This window comes from Pseudomonas sp. HMSC063H08 (assembly GCF_001813645.1).
GTDB lineage: Bacteria > Pseudomonadota > Gammaproteobacteria > Pseudomonadales > Pseudomonadaceae > Pseudomonas > Pseudomonas aeruginosa.
In genome coordinates this window covers 89,252-105,856 of record NZ_KV813441.1, presented here as the reverse complement: position 1 = coordinate 105,856, position 16,605 = coordinate 89,252, and the positions used below count along the sequence as shown (strand labels likewise).

Annotated in this window: 22 protein-coding genes and 1 tRNA gene; 8 read left to right on the top strand and 15 right to left on the bottom strand. The window is 65.7% G+C overall.

Annotated elements, in window-relative coordinates:
* Positions 1-121 precede the first annotated feature (121 nt).
* From HMPREF2924_RS15270 to HMPREF2924_RS15260, 3 genes are all read left to right on the top strand, one after another.
* Positions 122-463 (top strand): MliC family protein, encoded by a 342-nt coding sequence (locus HMPREF2924_RS15270; RefSeq protein ID WP_003084963.1) that lies wholly within the window; start codon positions 122-124, stop codon positions 461-463.
* A gap of 119 nt (positions 464-582) precedes the next feature.
* Positions 583-1,647, top strand: a complete 1,065-nt coding sequence (gene fba, locus HMPREF2924_RS15265; protein WP_003084964.1) for a class II fructose-bisphosphate aldolase — start codon at positions 583-585, stop codon at positions 1,645-1,647.
* A gap of 65 nt (positions 1,648-1,712) precedes the next feature.
* Complete coding sequence (locus tag HMPREF2924_RS15260; RefSeq protein WP_003129179.1) at positions 1,713-2,195, top strand: hypothetical protein; 483 nt, start codon at positions 1,713-1,715, stop codon at positions 2,193-2,195.
* Between the two features lies 1 nt (position 2,196).
* On the opposite strand, the gene HMPREF2924_RS35900 is transcribed toward HMPREF2924_RS15260, so the two are convergent.
* Positions 2,197-2,622, bottom strand: a complete 426-nt coding sequence (locus HMPREF2924_RS35900; protein ID WP_003110219.1) for a YybH family protein — start codon at positions 2,620-2,622, stop codon at positions 2,197-2,199.
* A gap of 229 nt (positions 2,623-2,851) precedes the next feature.
* Here HMPREF2924_RS35900 and HMPREF2924_RS15250 point away from each other — a divergent pair, with 229 nt between their 5' ends.
* Positions 2,852-3,619, top strand: a complete 768-nt coding sequence (locus HMPREF2924_RS15250; protein ID WP_003084969.1) for a class I SAM-dependent methyltransferase — start codon at positions 2,852-2,854, stop codon at positions 3,617-3,619.
* Here the strand turns inward: HMPREF2924_RS15250 and HMPREF2924_RS15245 are convergent.
* A complete protein-coding gene (locus HMPREF2924_RS15245; RefSeq protein WP_003129183.1) occupies positions 3,616-4,794 on the bottom strand; it encodes a BaiN/RdsA family NAD(P)/FAD-dependent oxidoreductase in 1,179 nt (392 codons plus the stop codon). The two genes, HMPREF2924_RS15250 and HMPREF2924_RS15245, sit on opposite strands and share 4 nt — an antisense overlap.
* Positions 4,795-4,906: 112 nt before the next feature.
* Here HMPREF2924_RS15245 and HMPREF2924_RS15240 point away from each other — a divergent pair, with 112 nt between their 5' ends.
* Positions 4,907-5,395: a M48 metallopeptidase family protein gene (locus tag HMPREF2924_RS15240; protein ID WP_003084971.1), complete on the top strand. Its 489-nt coding sequence runs from the start codon at positions 4,907-4,909 to the stop codon at positions 5,393-5,395.
* Positions 5,396-5,402: 7 nt separating this feature from the next.
* On the opposite strand, the gene HMPREF2924_RS15235 is transcribed toward HMPREF2924_RS15240, so the two are convergent.
* From HMPREF2924_RS15235 to HMPREF2924_RS15225, 3 genes are all read right to left on the bottom strand, one after another.
* Positions 5,403-6,098 (bottom strand): HAD family hydrolase, encoded by a 696-nt coding sequence (locus tag HMPREF2924_RS15235; protein WP_003084972.1) that lies wholly within the window; start codon positions 6,096-6,098, stop codon positions 5,403-5,405.
* A 128-nt stretch (positions 6,099-6,226) separates the two neighbouring features.
* Entirely contained in the window at positions 6,227-6,580 is a 354-nt protein-coding gene (locus HMPREF2924_RS15230; protein WP_003084974.1) for a DUF805 domain-containing protein, read from the bottom strand.
* 177 nt (positions 6,581-6,757) lie between these two features.
* Entirely contained in the window at positions 6,758-7,669 is a 912-nt protein-coding gene (locus tag HMPREF2924_RS15225; protein ID WP_003084976.1) for an AraC family transcriptional regulator, read from the bottom strand.
* A 117-nt stretch (positions 7,670-7,786) separates the two neighbouring features.
* On the opposite strand from HMPREF2924_RS15225, the gene HMPREF2924_RS15220 reads away from it, so the two are divergent.
* Positions 7,787-8,125, top strand: coding sequence for a carboxymuconolactone decarboxylase family protein (locus tag HMPREF2924_RS15220; RefSeq protein WP_003129187.1), 339 nt, complete (start codon positions 7,787-7,789; stop codon positions 8,123-8,125).
* Here the strand turns inward: HMPREF2924_RS15220 and HMPREF2924_RS15215 are convergent.
* The gene (locus HMPREF2924_RS15215; RefSeq protein WP_003117947.1) at positions 8,115-8,630 is read right to left on the bottom strand and encodes a hypothetical protein; all 516 of its coding nucleotides are present in this window, start codon (positions 8,628-8,630) and stop codon (positions 8,115-8,117) included. The genes HMPREF2924_RS15220 and HMPREF2924_RS15215 overlap by 11 nt on opposite strands.
* A 187-nt stretch (positions 8,631-8,817) precedes the next feature.
* Between HMPREF2924_RS15215 and HMPREF2924_RS15210 the strand changes: the two genes are divergently transcribed.
* Positions 8,818-8,976, top strand: a complete 159-nt coding sequence (locus HMPREF2924_RS15210) for a YqaE/Pmp3 family membrane protein (protein WP_003084988.1) — start codon at positions 8,818-8,820, stop codon at positions 8,974-8,976.
* Between the two features lie 9 nt (positions 8,977-8,985).
* On the opposite strand, the gene HMPREF2924_RS15205 is transcribed toward HMPREF2924_RS15210, so the two are convergent.
* The 5 genes from HMPREF2924_RS15205 to impA form a co-directional block, all read right to left on the bottom strand.
* Complete coding sequence (locus HMPREF2924_RS15205; protein WP_003084991.1) at positions 8,986-9,444, bottom strand: DUF6985 domain-containing protein; 459 nt, start codon at positions 9,442-9,444, stop codon at positions 8,986-8,988.
* 15 nt (positions 9,445-9,459) lie between these two features.
* The gene (locus HMPREF2924_RS15200) at positions 9,460-9,930 is read right to left on the bottom strand and encodes a hypothetical protein (protein ID WP_003084993.1); all 471 of its coding nucleotides are present in this window, start codon (positions 9,928-9,930) and stop codon (positions 9,460-9,462) included.
* 13 nt (positions 9,931-9,943) lie between these two features.
* Positions 9,944-10,291, bottom strand: coding sequence for an SMI1/KNR4 family protein (locus tag HMPREF2924_RS15195; RefSeq protein ID WP_003129189.1), 348 nt, complete (start codon positions 10,289-10,291; stop codon positions 9,944-9,946).
* Positions 10,281-10,895: a DMP19 family protein gene (locus HMPREF2924_RS15190; RefSeq protein ID WP_003129190.1), complete on the bottom strand. Its 615-nt coding sequence runs from the start codon at positions 10,893-10,895 to the stop codon at positions 10,281-10,283. The genes HMPREF2924_RS15195 and HMPREF2924_RS15190 overlap by 11 nt, the downstream gene beginning before the upstream one ends.
* Before the next feature lie 190 nt (positions 10,896-11,085).
* On the bottom strand, positions 11,086-13,857 hold the full coding sequence (gene impA, locus HMPREF2924_RS15185; protein WP_031690607.1) for an ImpA family metalloprotease: 2,772 nt from the start codon (positions 13,855-13,857) through the stop codon (positions 11,086-11,088).
* A 99-nt stretch (positions 13,858-13,956) separates the two neighbouring features.
* Between impA and HMPREF2924_RS35895 the strand changes: the two genes are divergently transcribed.
* Complete coding sequence (locus tag HMPREF2924_RS35895) at positions 13,957-14,100, top strand: hypothetical protein (RefSeq protein WP_003085001.1); 144 nt, start codon at positions 13,957-13,959, stop codon at positions 14,098-14,100.
* A 325-nt stretch (positions 14,101-14,425) separates the two neighbouring features.
* Here HMPREF2924_RS35895 and HMPREF2924_RS15180 read toward each other — a convergent pair whose 3' ends face one another.
* The 4 genes from HMPREF2924_RS15180 to HMPREF2924_RS15165 form a co-directional block, all read right to left on the bottom strand.
* On the bottom strand, positions 14,426-14,761 hold the full coding sequence (locus HMPREF2924_RS15180) for a nuclease-related domain-containing protein (protein ID WP_003129193.1): 336 nt from the start codon (positions 14,759-14,761) through the stop codon (positions 14,426-14,428).
* A gap of 92 nt (positions 14,762-14,853) precedes the next feature.
* Entirely contained in the window at positions 14,854-15,975 is a 1,122-nt protein-coding gene (locus HMPREF2924_RS15175; protein ID WP_003129194.1) for a Fic family protein, read from the bottom strand.
* A 261-nt stretch (positions 15,976-16,236) separates the two neighbouring features.
* Positions 16,237-16,398 carry a hypothetical protein gene (locus HMPREF2924_RS15170; RefSeq protein WP_015502271.1) on the bottom strand — a complete coding sequence of 54 codons (162 nt, stop codon included), beginning with the start codon at positions 16,396-16,398 and terminating at the stop codon, positions 16,237-16,239.
* 128 nt (positions 16,399-16,526) lie between these two features.
* Positions 16,527-16,603: transfer RNA gene (locus HMPREF2924_RS15165), tRNA-Ile, on the bottom strand.
* Positions 16,604-16,605: the final 2 nt, after the last annotated feature.

Sequence of the window (16,605 nt, the reverse complement as noted above, 5' to 3'; positions counted from 1 at the left end):
CGCCAGCGTACGCAGTAGCATTGCGCCTTTCCTGTGACAGGCAAGGCCAGCCGGCCGCCGCGCGGGCCGCTTGCGGCCCGGCGAGGTGCGGCGGAGCGTTCCGCACGGATGGAGGATGGACATGAACTACTCGCGTATCGCCCTGCTCGGCGGCCTCGCCGCCGCGGCCCTGCTGGCCGGCTGCTCCGGCTCCTCGGGCAAGCCCGGTGGCAAGGACTGGACCCGCTGGACCTGCGACAGCAAGGCGGTGATCGAATGGCGCTATATCGACGGCAGCAAGAACATCGTCGACCTGCGCCTGAAGGACGAGGACGACGTGGTCCACCATCTGGAGCAGGAACCTGCGGCCGTCGGCGCTTTCTATAGCGACGGACGCCTGGGCTTCCACCTGGAGAACGACGAAGGCCTGGTGTACTGGGTCGAAACCGACGACCTCATCGGTCGCGGTTGCAAGGCGCGCTGAGTCGCGCCGGCAGGGGCGCGGCGCCGCGACCGCTCCTCGCAAGGAACTTGAACCGGGCCTGCCCCTGCGGCAGGCTTCTGAATCACTGAACGACCCCGCGATTGGGAGATACGAGAACCATGGCACTCATCAGCATGCGCCAGATGCTGGATCACGCCGCCGAATTCGGCTACGGCGTGCCGGCCTTCAACGTCAACAACCTCGAGCAGATGCGCGCCATCATGGAAGCGGCCGACAAGACCGATTCGCCCGTGATCGTCCAGGCTTCCGCCGGTGCTCGCAAATACGCCGGCGCGCCCTTCCTGCGCCACCTGATCCTCGCCGCGATCGAAGAATTCCCGCACATCCCGGTGGTCATGCACCAGGATCACGGCACCAGTCCCGACGTCTGCCAGCGTTCCATCCAGCTGGGCTTCAGCTCGGTGATGATGGACGGCTCCCTGCGTGAAGACGGCAAGACCCCTGCCGACTACGACTACAACGTCCGCGTGACCCAGCAGACCGTGGCGTTCGCCCATGCCTGCGGCGTGTCCGTGGAAGGCGAGCTGGGCTGCCTGGGTTCCCTGGAAACCGGCATGGCCGGCGAGGAAGACGGCGTCGGCGCGGAAGGCGTGCTGGACCACAGCCAGTTGCTGACCGATCCGGAAGAAGCCGCCGACTTCGTGAAGAAGACCAAGGTCGACGCCCTGGCCATCGCCATCGGCACCAGCCACGGCGCCTACAAGTTCACCAAGCCGCCGACCGGGGACACCCTGTCGATCCAGCGCATCAAGGAAATCCACGCGCGCATCCCGGACACCCACCTGGTGATGCACGGCTCTTCCTCGGTACCGCAGGACTGGCTGGCGATCATCAACGAGTACGGCGGCGAGATCAAAGAGACCTACGGCGTGCCGGTCGAGGAAATCGTCGAGGGCATCAAGTACGGCGTGCGCAAGGTGAACATCGACACCGACCTGCGCCTGGCCTCCACCGGTGCCATCCGCCGCTTCCTGGCGCAGAACCCGAGCGAGTTCGACCCGCGCAAGTACTTCTCCAAGACCGTCGAGGCCATGCGCGACATCTGCATCGCTCGCTACGAAGCCTTCGGCACCGCCGGCAACGCTTCCAAGATCAAGCCGATCTCCCTGGAAGGCATGTTCCAGCGCTACGCCCGCGGCGAGCTGGATCCGAAGGTCAACTAAGCGCCTTCGTTCGAACGGGAGCCCCGCTGGTCGGGGCTCTTGCACATCCGTCCCGGGGAAATCCGATGCGCCGCTGGCTCCTGACCCTGCCGTTCCTCCTGCTGGCCGGTTGCGCTGGCCTGCACACGCCGTCCCGCGACGTCGAGGAGGCCGCGTCGCCGAGCGTAGCGCGTGATCCCGCCGATCCGCAGGATTGCCTGGCGCGTAGCGACTGCACGACCAAGACTTCGCGCACCCTGTTGTTCGTCTTCGACTATGCAGAGTCCGGCGGCGAACTGGTGGTGCGCGACGGTCGCCGACTGGAAACCCCGCCGGCGCCGCACCGCTCCACCTGGCCGGCGTTGCGCATCCAGCTGGCCGAGCCGGTCAACGGTCGCTTCGAGTTCGAGAGCCCCTGCCTGCGCAAGAGCGGCAAGGGCTGCCGCTACAGCCAGGCTACGCTGCTGAAGGTCTACCGCAGCTACCTGGTCGGCAAGCCTTGCTCGCTGCTCAGCCCTCGCGCAGTGAAACGCTGCGTCGACCCGGCGACGACCGCCGCGCGGCGCTGAGTCAGGGCTGCAGGTCGAACAGCGCCTTGCCGTCCATGTCGAACGGCGCCGAGAAATGCTCGTGGATCACCTTCCAGCCGTCGCCTTGCTTGCGGTAGCCTGCGCTGACCCGCATCCACGAGGAGTGCGGCTGGCCGTCCGGGCCGGTGCCGCCGCAGTGGCAGAGGTAGTGGGCGAAGGCGACCTGCTGGTCGGCATGGATCTGCAGTTCGGCGATATCGAAGGTCATCGGTCCTTTGCACATCTCGGTGCAGGCCTGCCAGTGCTTCTGGTAGGCGTCGCGCCCCTTGAATTGCAATTGCAGGATGGCGTCGAAGGCGACGATGTCCTCCGCGTAGTACGAGACGATGCGCGGAACGTCGCTGGCGCGGACGGCGGCTCGCCAGTCTTCGATCAATTGGCGGATGGCGCTGACTTCGCTGCTCATGGCTGACTCCTGGTTGTGGCGGGGGACGCCGGCGTGTGCCGGGATGCTTTTACCCTGGTCGTCGGGTGGGCCTTCGGATCGACAATAGCCTCTTCCCCGAGAGGTCCACGAAGCCCCTGACCAATGGCTGCGAGCCACGCTGCGCAAGGCTTTGAACCGTTCGTCTGGAATTCGGAGGAAAACCGCTGTGCTATACCTCGGGCTTTCCCTGCCGCCCAGGAGGTCCCTCATGTCGTCCGTACACAGCGCCGCCCAGCAAGGTTTCAGCGCCGAGGCCCAGCGTTACGCCCAGGGCCGGCCCGAGTACCCGGAAGCGCTCTCCGACTGGCTGCGCGATGCCCTTGGCCTGCGTCCGCAGACCGTCGCGGTGGACCTCGGCGCCGGCACCGGCAAGTTCACCCGCCTGCTGGCCCGTACCGGCGCGCGGGTGGTCGCGGTGGAACCGGTGGATGCGATGCGCGCCCAGCTCGCCGAAGCCTTGCCGCAGGTCCAGGCGCTGGCCGGTAGCGCCCAGTCGATTCCGCTGGCCAACGGCTTCGCCGACGCCCTGGTGTGCGCACAGGCCTTTCATTGGTTCGCCACCGTGGAGGCGCTGGAGGAAATGCGCCGCGTGCTGACGGCGGAAGGCAGGCTGGGGCTGGTGTGGAACGTGCGTGACGAGTCGCTGGATTGGGTCGCCGAGATCACCCGCATCATCACCCCCTACGAAGGCGATGCGCCGCGTTTCTACAAGGGCGACTGGCGTCGGCCGTTCGAGCGTGCGCCCTTCGGACCGCTGCGACTTTCCACCTTCGCCTACGAGCATGTCGGCCCGCCGGAGCAGGTGATCGTCTCGCGCTTCCTTTCGGTGAGCTTCATCGCCGCCTTGCCGGAGACGGAAAAGAACGCCGTGGCGGCGCAATTGCGCGAGCTGGTCGCCAGCCACCCGGCGCTCAAGGGGAAGGAGCAGGTAGCGCTGCCCTATCGCACCGAGGCCTATCTGGCCGAGGCGCGCTAGGCGTACTGTCCCGCCGCATAACCCGAGGCCCAGGCCCACTGGAAGTTGAAGCCGCCGAGGTGGCCGCTGACGTCCAGTACTTCGCCGACGAAATACAGCCCCGGCGAGCGCTGCGACTCCATGGTCTTCGACGACACTTCGTCGGTGCTCACCCCGCCCAGGGTCACTTCCGCGGTGCGGTAGCCCTCGGTGCCCGAGGGCGTGACCCGCCAGGCCGAAAGCTGCCCGGCGATACCCGCCAGTTCGGCCGGGGTGTACTGTTTCATCGGCTTGGAGACGAACCAGCGGTCGGCCAGCAGTCCGGCGAGCTTCTTGGTGAACAACTCGGCGAGCAGGGTCTTCAGCTCGCTGTTGGGACGCTCGCGCTGTTGCTGCGCCAGCCATTCGCTGGCGTCGTGGTCCGGCAGCAGGTCGATTTCCAGGGTATCGCCCGGTTGCCAGTAGGAGGAAATCTGCAACATCGCCGGGCCGCTGAGACCGCGATGGGTGAACAGCAGGTTCTCGCGGAACACTTGGCCGTTGCAGCTCACCCGGCAATCCACGGAGGTGCCGGAAAGCTCGGCGCACAGCTCCTTCAGCTGGTCGGTGATGGTGAACGGCACCAGCCCGGCGCGGGTCGGCAGCACCTCGTGGCCGAACTGGCGCGCCACCTGGTAGCCGAAACCGCTGGCGCCGAGGGTCGGGATCGACAGGCCGCCGCTGGCGATCACCAGCGACTCGCAGCACATCTCGCCGGCGCTGGTACGCAGGCGGTAGCCGGCGTCGTCGCGGGCGATCTCTTCGATCGAGGTGTCCAGCAGGATTTCCGCTCCGGCCTCGGCGCATTCGCGCAGCAGCATCTCGAGGATGTCGCTGGACTTGTTGTCGCAGAACAGCTGGCCGAGTTTCTTCTCGTGGTACGGCACCTGGTGCTTGGCCACCAGGCCGATGAAGTCCCACTGGGTGTAGCGGGCCAGCGCCGACTTGCAGAAGTGCGGGTTGCGCGAAAGGAAGTTGGCCGGCTCGGTGTACAGGTTGGTGAAATTGCAGCGCCCGCCGCCGGACATGAGGATCTTCTTGCCGGCCTTGTTGGCGTGGTCGAGTACCCGCACGCGGCGCCCGCGCCCGGCCGCCGTCATCGCACACATCAGCCCGGCCGCCCCGGCGCCAACGATCAGCACATCTGTACTTGCCACTGTCCCACTCCGCTCATCGGAAACGGCGCGCATCTTACCCGAAGCGGCGGTCGGCCGCCGGAGCTCCCGACGCGGTACACTGGGCGTTTTCCGCGAACCGCCGGACCCGTGCATGATCCCCCTCAAGTACCTCCAGGCCTATCCCGCATCGCTGCAGGACCAGGTCCGCCAGCTGATCGCCGAGAACCGCCTGGGCGAGTACCTCGAGCGCCGCTACCCGGGGCGTCACGATGTGCAGAGTGACAAGGCGCTGTACGCCTACACCATGAACCTCAAGCAGGAACACCTGCGCAACGCGCCGGGCCTGGACAAGGTGCTCTACGACAACAAGCTCGACGTGGTCCAGCGTGCCCTCGGCCTGCACACCGCGATCTCGCGGGTGCAGGGCGGCAAGCTCAAGGCGAAGAAGGAAATCCGCGTGGCTTCCCTGTTCAAGGACGCCGCCCCGGAGTTCCTGCGGATGATCGTCGTCCACGAACTCGCCCACCTGAAGGAAAGCGAGCACAACAAGGCGTTCTACCAGCTCTGCCAGTACATGCTGCCGGACTATCACCAGCTGGAGTTCGACCTGCGGGTGTACCTGACCTGGAAGAGTCTCTGACGCCCGGTTACGGCGTTCCCAGCGCCACTCGGCTCTCGCGGCGCAGGCGCGCCACGGTCTCCGGCAGTTCGCGCATGTGCTCGACGATGGCGATGGCGCCCAGCTCGCGCAGTACCTCGGCGTGCCCGGCGGGAATGTGCCCGGCGCCGACGAAGCCGATCACCCGCATCCCCGCGGCGAGGGCGGCGCGGGTGCCGGTGCTGCTGTCTTCCACCACCAGGCAACGCTCGGGGGCGACGCCGAGCAGGCTGGCGGCGTGCAGGTAGACGTCGGGTGCGGGCTTGGGCAGGGCGACCATATCGGCGCTGGCCAGGCGTTCGCCGATCAGTTCGCTGAGCCCGGCGCGCGCCAGCGAGCGCTCCAGGCTGTGGCGGCGGCTGTTGGAGGCCACCGCGACGGGCAGATCCAGGGCCAGCAGCGCCTCGCGTGCGCCGGGAATGGGTTGGACCTGGGCGACCATCTCCTCGCTGCGCTGGCGCACCTCGCGGTTGAAGCTGTCGGGGATGCGCAGGCCGAAGTGCTTCTCGACGCGATCGAGGATGTCGCGGCTGGTCAGGCCGAAGGTGCCTTCCAGCAGGCGCTGCAGCTCCTCCAGCGGCGCGTAGGCGCTGAGCGCCTCGTACATCACGCGCTCGGCGATGACCTCGCTGTCGACCAGGACGCCGTCGCAGTCGGAAATCAGTGCGTCGATGGGATGGGGCATGGGCTACCTCGCTGCGGGCGTTGGCGCAGGGCGCCGGAGTGGGAGCGAGGCATTCTAACCCCGGTCAGGGGCGGGAAGGGAAACAGGGAGCGGGAGAACGCCGGGCCGTGCGGCCCGGCGGGAAGGAATCAGGCGATGCCCTTCGGGTTCTGGCCGTACTGGTTCTGGCCGGCGTCGCTGTCCTTGGCCAGCAGGTAGATCAGGTACAGGCCGACGATCGGGATCAGCGCGATCAGCATCCACCAGCCGCTCTTGTTGATGTCGTGCAGACGCCGGGCGGTGACGCCCAGGGCCGGCAGCAGCACGGCGAGCGAGTAGAGATTGGCGATCGGCAGGAGCTTTTCACTGATCAGGCCGAGCACGACGCTCAGCGCGACGGAGATGATGATGTTCACCAGGGTGAACATCCAGTATTCCTTGCGACGGGCACGCCCGTTGAAGTCGAAGTAGTGTTCCTTCACGCATTTCAGAAACCATTCCATGTTTGCCTCCTGGGCGTACTGGTAAAGCGGGAGAGTGGGTGCCGCGACAAGTACCCCCGCGCCTCCTTGCCGGGAAAGCACAGTGTAGCCGTACTGTCAGTGAATTCGTACAGGATGTTGCGAAAATCATTCACATTGCATAGCAGTGGATCGCCGAAATGTGCGCCGGTAGCGCTTTCAGCGAGCGGAGTCGGCCTGGCGGCGGAAACGGCCCGGCGATTCGCCGAAGGCCTGGCGGAAATTGCGGGAAAACGCCGCCTCCGACTGGTAGCCGGTCTCGGCGGCGATATCCAGCAGGCTCTTCTGCGTTTGTCGCAGCAGGCCGCGGGCCTTTTCCATGCGGATGCGGGTCAGCAGGTTCCACGGCGAGGTCCCGCCGAGGGCGGAGAAGGCGCGGACGAAACTGGCCCGCGACATCGCCGCCTGCTGGGCAAGCTGTTCCAGGGTCCAGGCATGCTCCGGGCGTTCCAGCATGGCCCGCAGGGCTCGTCCCAGGCGGGCGTCGCCCAGCAGGCCGAACAGGCCGTCGCCCAGCGGTTGGCGGTCCAGGTAGGCGCGCAGGGCCAGGGCGAACAGCGCGGTGGCCAGCGCGTCGATGATCGAGCGGGCGCCGCTGCGGGTGCTCTCGGCTTCCTCGCGCATCAACCCGATCAGCGCGCGCAGGGGCTGCTGGGTCGACTCGTCCATATGCACCAGCAGGCGCTCGGGGAGCGCGCCGAACAGGCTGGCACCGGCGTGGTAGCGGTAGCTGCCGCAAAGCATGTCGAGGGCCTCGCCGGGGCCGTTCAACTGGTACAGCGGGATGCTGCCGCGGCGCTCTACGGTGGGTTCGCAGGGTTGCGCCGGGCTGTCGCTGCGCAGGAGGTGCGGGGTGCCGCGTGGCAACAGGATCAGGTCGCCGGGATGCAGGTCGAGGCGAGCGCCATCGAGGAATTCGCAATAGCAGGTGCCGGCCATGACGATATGGAAGGTCGCCTCGCCGGGCACCGCTTGCGGGTGCTCCAGCGCCCAGCTGCCCTGTAGCTGGCAGCGCTGGTCGAGGCGGCCCTGCAGGTTGGCGAGCTGGATGAGCCGGTCGAGTGGGTCCATGGGATGAGCCGATCAGGTCGAAAGTAGAGACGCATGGGCAGGCGGCGCGGTCCAGACTGGTCGAGACTGGTAACCCGACGCGCCACTCCCGGCGCGAAAGCAACGGAGAATATCACCATGCTGAACAACTGGACCGAGTTCGTCCCCGCCGTGAAAAAAGCCTTCGGTACCCTGGGCAAGCAACACCCGAAGATGCTCGCCGCCTATGGCGCGCTGGAGGAAGCCAGCGCCGAGGGCGCCCTGGATGCCAAGACCCGCGAACTGATCTCCATCGCCGTGGCTATTACCACCCGTTGCGACGGTTGCATCGGCGTGCACACCGAGGCCGCGCTGAAGGCCGGCGCCAGCGAGGCGGAAATCGCCCAGACCCTGGCTACCGCCATCTCCCTGAATGCCGGCGCCGCCTATGTCTATTCGCTGCGCGCGCTGGAAGCCTACGACCAGTTCAAAAAGTGAGGCCGTACAGGCGCTGCAGGTAGAACAGCAACCCCAGCCAGGCCACCAGGGCCAGCCAGCCCAGCCCCAGCAGGCCCTTGCGCAGCAGCGTCGAGGGCCTGCCGTGGAGCAGGTCGACCAGGCTCAGCACGCCGCCGAGCAGCAGCAGGCCGAGCAGCGCCTGGGTGTACTGGGCGAAACTCGGCGACAACGCCTCGTCGCCGTGGGCGGCATAGTTGTACAGGTTCCAGGCGCAGATCAGCGTCGCCGGCAGCAGCGCCAGCAGCGCGCCGAGCCAGCGCCCGCGGACATGCAGGAGGAAGCCCGCGAGCAGGCCGACCAGCCCGGTACCCAGCGGTAGCAGCGCCAGGCCCTGGCTGAGGTAGACCAGGTCGACGCCGTCGGCGAGCGCCATCGGGGTGACGAAACGGTAGCTGCCGCTGGCGCAGAGCAGCACCGAAAGCAGCAACAGGGCGTAGCCCGGCAGGTACGGCCAGAAGGCGGGACGCGGGGGCAGGTCGGACATGGATGTTCCTTGCGGGTTGTCCGCTCGCATGAGCGTAGGCTCAAGCGTACCGCTGCGCGTGACAGGCGGCGAGTACCGTTGCGGTTGAACCCTCCGCGAATGGCGGGAGTCAGTCATAGGGTGACGCGAAAAAACGCCGGCTCACGCGCCGGACACCGTATCGACCCTGGACCAAGGAGTTCCGTTCATGGACCTGATCCGCATCCTCATCGCCATCCTCCTGCCGCCGCTGGGCGTGTTCCTGCAAGTCGGCTTCGGCGGCGCCTTCTGGCTGAACATCCTGCTCACCCTGCTCGGCTACATCCCGGGCATCGTCCACGCGGTGTACATCATCGCCAAGCGTTGAGGCCCCTGCTCAGGCGTAGTTCCATGGTTCCTTCACGGTGAAGTCCCGCCACGGGTCTTCGCCGTGGAAGGGGCCGACATAGAGCACCTCGCCGCCCCGGACGATCCATTCCATACCGTGTTCGCGGTCCCATTCGCAGTTCAGCGACAGGTGGATCACCGCTTCGTCGCCCTGTTCCGGGTCGGGCACGATCAGCTCGCCCGGCTCGATCCGTTCCAGCACCCCGCGCGCCGGCGCGACTTCCTCCGCAGACTCGCCCAGCCGCTCCAGGCGCGCGGCGCGGTAGCGCAGGCTGGCGGCACAAAGCCGCTCGACCACGGCGTCATCCAGTTCGTCGAGGGCTCGGGCGCAGCGCCAGGCGTAGGCGTCGTCGGCCTCGTTCTCGATGAACAGGCTGATGTAGCGCCGGTACAGGCGCCAATACACTTCGCCCATGTTCGCATCGTCCAGGTTGCGGATCAGTTCCATGCGTGGTCTCCCTGTTCAGCAGCGTTCGGTGAGGGCGATGCCACGGCCGTCGCCGAAGCCATCGTGTACGTGCAGCCACAGCGGGATCGGCCAGGCCCAGCCGCCGGCCTTCCACCAGCACTCGGCGAACCAGGCTTGCAGCGTATCGGCGAGCAGGTCGACGCCGCCGAAGCCGTCGGCGAAATAGGCTTCGTCGAAATCCGGGGCATGTCCCAGGCCGAGCGCCAGGTCCAGCGCCTTGCCGGGAAACAGGCGCGGGTCGCTGGCGTCCACCCGGTTGCTGGCGCCATTCAGGTACAACCACGCTTCCGCTGCGTCGCGTCCGTCCTCGCCGAGGAACAGTTGGATCTCGCCGTCGCGCAGTCCTTCCTCCAAGGGTTGCCGGAGCAGCTCGCGCAGGTGCTGGATCACGCCCGGCGCGGCGCGTTGCAGGTCGCGGCGGTAGCGCTCGCGGAATTGTTCGGGGCTGAGGCCGAAAGGAATCATGGGCGTTTCTCCGTCATTCGGGCAGGCAGGGCCCGGCTTCCAGCCAGGCCTCCAGGCTGGGTGCCAGGGGTTCGAAGCAGTCCGGCGTCATCGCGCCATGGTCGACCAGGAACAGCGCCTGCCAGTGGTCGTCCAGCGCCATCACCACGGCGCGGCCGCCGCTGTCGTCGCCTATGGCCAGGTAACCGGGGCAGTAGAGAGAGGTTTCGAAGGCCCGGTTGCGTTCCAGCAACTCGTCGGCGGCGTAGAGCAGCAGGCCCGGCTCGACGAGGCGGCCGCCGTGCTGCTCCAGAGCGGCGACGAAGGCAGCCGGCAGCGGTTGTCCGAGCCAGGCCTCTAGGGCATCCAATTCAGGCTTCATCGGGCTCGTCCAGGGCGAACAATGCATGGTGGCGGGCATGGGCCAGCAGGCGTTCGCCCAGCGCGTCGGCCAGGGCGTAGAAGCGCGTGTCCAGCGCATCCAGGGCCGCTTCGCAGTCGCGGTCGGGTTCATCGGCCCAGGTCGGCATGCGCAACTGGCGTTCGGCCTGGGAGACTGGCACCGGACCGTCGCCGAACAGCAGGGCGGCGGCTCGCTCCAGCAGGGCCAGGGCGTCCTCCGCCTCCAACTCGCGAAGACCCGCGCGCGCCGCCTGGTACTGGTCGCCGGAGGAGTTGCCGAAGTACTGGTCGAAGCCGCCGTTGTGCACTTCGCCGCTGAGCACGCTCACTGCGTAGTAGCTCCGTTCGGCCGGCGACAGCCCGGCGAATCCCTCGCGGCCATCGTAGACGCGATTCACCAGCGCGCTCCAGTACAGCGCCTGCGGACTCGCCAGGTAGCGCCGTCGCTCCGTGTGGGAACGCTTGCCATCCTCGATGTTCTGCCGGTAGCCGCCCTTGCAGGGCATGCACAGTCCGTCGTTCCTCGCCGCCGTGGTCGGCAGGATGAGATGGCCGCAGGCGCGGCAGGGAAGGCGGTCGGTCATGAGCGGTCCTTGCTGGTGGAAGGGGCTCATTATTGCGCAGGATCGTTCAGCTTGAACGACAGTTTGGCTTGCCAGCCTGGCACGGCATTGCCCGCTGGCATGGCCGACCCTCTCTCCCGTCGGGGAGAGGGGCATGAGGACCGGCGCGGAGCGAGAAGCATCACCCCGCGCCAGCCCCCTCAGCTACGACTCACGGAAACGGCCACGCCGGCGACCCCTGGCTCATGTCCAGAAGCTTCACCGTGCTGTATTCGTTGGTCCGGTTGTTGGCATAGAAGAACGCCGGCTGCTCGGCGAAACCGTAGGCCGCCACCTGCGCCTGGGCCGCTGCCGAGGTACGGATGCCCCACAGCGCGAAGGTTGGCCGCTGGTCGCGCTGGGTCAGCCAGGACAGGCCGATCAGCAGGTTGTCGTTGCCGTCGGTGCTGCTGGCGTCGCCGCTGTTGCCCGGGCGCTGCGCGTAGCTGGCGTAGCCGAGGGCGGCCTTGTTGGCGTCCCAGTCGGACTTGTCCACCTGGCGCTGGTGCAGGTAGAGCAGGGTCCAGATATCCCAACCCTGCAGCGGATCGTTCTTCAGGTCGGCCCAGTAGTGCACCCACTGGGTATAGAAGACCATTCGCTCGCCGTTCAGCGCGTAGGTGCCCGGGTCTTCCCATAGGCGCTTGTATACGCCGGCCAGCGGATCGGCCTCGGCGCGTCCGGCGACGATCAGGTTGTAGGCGTTGCGGTAGTTGACCCGCGTATCGTCGAGGTTCTGCCCGAACTCGCGGAGCACGCGCCAGTCCTTGTGCAACGGAAATATCTGGTTGGAGATTTCGCCCGAGCGCCCGCCGTAGACCTTCAGTCGATTCACTTGCAGGTTGTGGCCCAGCTCATGGCTTTCGCCCCAGCCACGCGGGTTCAGGCCCCAGGTCTGGTCGTAGGGGTTGCCGCTGCAACCGCCGCCGCACTGGGCGTACTGGTCGACGTTGATGTGCTGGGTGCCGGGCAGCTTGTGCAGGGTCTCGCTGTCGCAGTCCCAGCCGCGCACCGCGCATTCCTGCTGGATTGCCGGAGTCTTCGCCTGGTTGGGAATGGCGAAGCCGGCCAGGGTGTAGGCGTCGTCGATGAACACCTCGTTCAACTCACGGATGAAGCGCTGGACGTCGCCGCCATAGTCCTTGTCGATCGAGCCACGGACCTTCTCCACCTTGGCGTGGACCTCCACCGAGCCGCTGCGGATCTCCAGCCAGTCGGCCTTGTCGGCGTCCAGCGCCTGGATGAAGTCGGCAATCGCCTGGCTGCTGTCCTCGCCCGGCTGGATGTCGAGGAACGGCTGGCTGGCTGCGCCGGTTACCTTGACGGTTACCGTCTGTCCCGGCGTGGCGCCGCTGTAGACCAGTTGCAACAGGCCGCCGTAGGGCGATACCAGCGCCACCGACTGGTTTGCCTGGAGCTTGATGTCCGGGCTCTTGAGGAAGCGCGGGCGGTCATACTGGCGGGTATTCCACAGCCGCGTCGAGCCGATGCGCTGGGTGTTCAGGCCGACCGCCAGGCTGGCCTGGCCAGCGTCTTCGATGCGAATGCTCAGGCGCTTGCCCGGCGCCGCCATGCGGCCGATGGCGGTGAAGCCCTGGGCCGACGGCAAGGTGAGGGTCAGGGTTTCCTCCGAGCCCGATACCGGCATCGACTGTTGGCGCTGGCCGGCGTAGCTGCCCAGTTCCTTCTGCGCCGCGCCGGCCTCGCGCACGTAGCCGACGATGGCGTCGGCGACGAAGGTTTCCTGGAAGCGCGCCGTGTCGGCGGCCTTGTCCATCGGGTAGCGGATGTTCTGCCGCACCGCGTCGGCCCACAGCAGCCAGAGCCGCAGCGAGGTGGTGCCGGGCAGGGCGAAGAGGTTCTGCGCCTTCTGGTTGTAGGCGTCGAGGGCGCCTTTCAGTACATCGACGCGCTTGCTGAAGTCGCTCAGTCCCGGCACGTCGTCGCAGGTGGTGCGACCGACGTAGGAGGTGCATTTCGACCAGTCGTAGTCCGTGCGCCAGCTACCGTCGACGATCTGCTGCACCAGCGCCGGATCCTGGCCGTAGGCACCGCCCAGCTCGACCGAACGCGCCCGGGTGCGGCTGGATGGCACCGCGTCCTTGTCCCAGTAGTTGCCGCCGTAGGGGCCTTCCTGCAGGCCCAGGCCGGAGAGGATCTGCTGGCCGGTGCTGCTCTGGTTCCAGCCATTGGTGTGCACGAAGAGGATCGGCAGCCCGGCCTGTAGCCGTGCGCGCACCGTGGCGCTCAGGCTAGCGGCGCTGGCGCCGTTGCCCAGTACCAGCAATTTGCTGGCGCTGGCGCAACTGGCGTCGGTCAGCGCGTTGCAGGCGGCGTCCGCCGGTTGCAGGCCGGCGCTCTTCAGGCCGTTGAGGGTGGCGGTCTTGTCCACCCCGACCACGCTGACCTTGAAGTCCTTCGCAGTGGCCGCGCCCGGGTCGCCGTTCACCAGCCACTGCACCGCCCGCTTCAGCAGCGGCGCGTGGGCGGCATTGGCCCCGCTCAGTTGGGTGAGCACGTTGGTGCCATAGGCCAGCCCGCGGCCGCCGGCCTCCAGGCTCAGGCTGGCGAGCACGCGGCCCTTGTCGCCGATGAGGAAGGGCAGGGTATTGTCCGGGTTGGCCGGCAGGACCCACATGCTGGCGGCGCCAGGATCATAGGCTTGGCTGAGGTTCTGGTAGAGACCGTCGAGCAACTGCGTGCGGGTCTGGCGGATGCGCTCGACCTGCTGCTGCAGGCGCAGGGCGACCAGGTGGCTGTCGGTCAGTTGCGAGGAATCCCCGCTGACCAGTGCCGCATCGAGGATTTCTTCCTGGGTGGCCGCCTGGGCGGACAGCGCGCCAGCCAGGCAGAAACCGGCCAGCAACGCTCGGTGGCGAGGGATGGGTGAGCGACTCATGTTCTCTCCTTGCAGTGAGGGAAATGCAGTGGTGGACAGGCTCACAACTGGCGCTATCGGCCCGTGGAGGGCGGCATATTGTTATGGGTGCGCCGGGTATCGCGTCGAACAGGGAATGGGCCTCGGACAATGCCGGAAATACGCATGGGCGATCCGCTGCATCGAACGAGTCAAGGCGAGAGGAGCATGTTGGGAAAGGCGGAAAAACTATCTGTTCTGGTTGTTTTTGAACTGCGTCTGATTATTTGGATTTTATTTTTACCGATTGTTCGAAGCGCTCTGGAATAGGCGCTCCAGCGTTTCTTGTGACGAAACGATCCAGACTTTGGTTAGGGTCTAGGAAAATACCGAGGATGTATTTCCAGAGCTGTCGATCGAGTTGGAAGTTACAGTTTCATGAAGGTTTAAGTGCTTCGAAGTTACCGCGTTGGCGATGGAATCGATATCGTCCGGTAGTGCCTTCGGAAGTGCCTGATAAGTGCCTTCCCACGCTCAGGCGGCGAGCAGAGCGCCACGTCCATCGGATTCCGCTCCGCCAGCGCCAGTTCGCCTTCGCCGAAACTGGCGCTGCTGCCGCCGACACCCTGCAATTGATCGCGCAGTGGGGGGCGATTCACACCAAAGCCTGTGACCTGCAGCACGGCTCGCCGGTGCAACGGTAGAGACCTATCGGCAGGTGCTGGAAACCTGCCGTTTCCAGCATGAAGATGCCGTAGGGTGAGAGAAATACGTGGTCGATCTGTGTCGTGCCGTCCGGCGTGTTCAGGGTGACGTTGTGCAGGCGGCGGTAGGTTTGCCTGTCCAGCTGCCAATGGGCGAACAGGCGCACCAGCAGTTCACCGATCTGCCCCTTGGCCCAAGGCGATTTGAGCAGGCCGATCAGCAGGGCTGCCGGGATAAACCAGGTCAGCATGCCCCAGACCTGGGCGACTATCGGGCTGTAATCCACTTTCTTCCTTGAGCCGAGCTGCTTAATGGAGAGGCGACCATTGTCCTATGGCGCGATGACGCATCAAGGGCTGATGAGCCAGGTGCAGGCGCTCAGCGTGCTATCTGGTAACGGGTGCTACGCCCTCCGCCGGGCAGTCGCTCGATGCAGCCCTTTTCCAGCAGGTCGCTCAGGTGGCGGGTCGCGGTGGCTTTGGAAACCTTGGCCACAGCTTGGTATTGCGCCGCACTGATGCCGTCCTCGAACCCCCTTTCGCCGCCATCGAGCAGGCGGTTAAGCACTTTGATCTGCTCCGCCGATAGCGTTTGGCTGCGATGTGCCTGCCAGAAGCGCGCCTTGACCAGCACGCGGTCTATACGGGCAAGGGCTTGCTCCAGGCTCTTGAGCAAGGTTTCGAGAAACCACTGCAGCCACTTGGTGATATCCAGCCCGCCTTTCTGACTGGCTTCTAGGATGCGGTAATAGCCGGCGCGGTCGTCGAGGATGCTCGCAGACATGGCGTAGAAGCGAATGGCTTGCTGCTCGCCCTGAGCCAATGCCAGATCGGTGATAGCGCGGGTGAGGCGACCGTTGCCGTCGTCGAAGGGGTGCAGGGTCACGAACCAGAAATGTGCGATACCGGCGCGCAGAAAGGGGTCGAGGCTGGCATCGCTGCGGCTGCTTTCGAACCAGGCGAGAAAGTCCGCCAGTTGCGCTTCCAACCCTGCGCGGGGAGGGGCTTCGAAATATACGGTAGGGCGGTCTATCCGACCCGAAACTACCTGCATGGGCTCTTCGCCGCGCAGTGCGCCGATGTGTAGTGGTCGAGCCAGAAGTTGGTCATCGGTGGGGAATAACCAACTGTGCCAGGTGAACAGTCGCTGTTCGTCTAGCGGCCCTTGATATGCGTGGGTGGCATCGAGCAGCAGTTCCGCCAGGCCTTCGGAGCGAGAGGTGGTTCGACCTTCTTCTTGCAATCCCAGTCGCCGTGCCAGTGATGAGCGCACCGAACCGACATTCAGTTGCTCTCCCTCAATGGCTGAAGAGGTGACGATGTTCTGCAGCATGGCATCCAGGCTGCTCTGCACTTCGGTGTCACTCCCCACGGCACCGAGCATTCCTAACAAACGACCCTGAGCCTGGCTACAGGAGCGTAGCAGTGGTGCAAGCGCTTCGGCTTGCCAGTTGAACTGCGGCCAGTCGGGCTGCTGCCAGATCCAGAGTGGGTCGTTCATAAGGGATGTTCATCTTGAGCCGATTAGAGAGCCTATTCGGCTCATTTTGTGAGCCGATAATGCCAACTATTCGGCTCACTGTCTAATTCTCAAGCTGGGTTGATAGCTTGATGAGCATGCCTGTTCAGGGGGACTGAGTCAGCTAAAGCGCCTGTTTCAGCACGTCAAAAACCTTGTGGATAGAGGTCGGCCGTACCCCTTGGGCATCGATAAAATTTGATGCAGGGACATGTAGCTCTCGGGCTACAAAATGGGGGCAGGTCACATGCGCTCGGAGCCGCTGTGCTGGATGTACACGCCGCGTACCATCTCGTCTTCGGTGCGGCGTGCCCAGTCTTCGGCGTCGCGCTTGGTGCGGAAGGTTTTTTCGTTGGTCGGCCAGTCCGTTTTGCGGACCACGGGAAGGGGGACGATTGTTGCCATCAGATAAGGACTCCAAAGGCAGACTGGCTAACCAGTACTGTACCGATCTTGTACCTTTTGGCCATGGAGCCGTTTATGAGGCCACTACCCCAGAAAGCGCAAAGCCGCGCAGTGCGCGGCTTTGAAGGTGGTGGGCCCACACGGACTCGAACCGTGGACCAAAGGATTATGAGTCCTCTGCTCTAACCGACTGAGCTATAGGCCCCC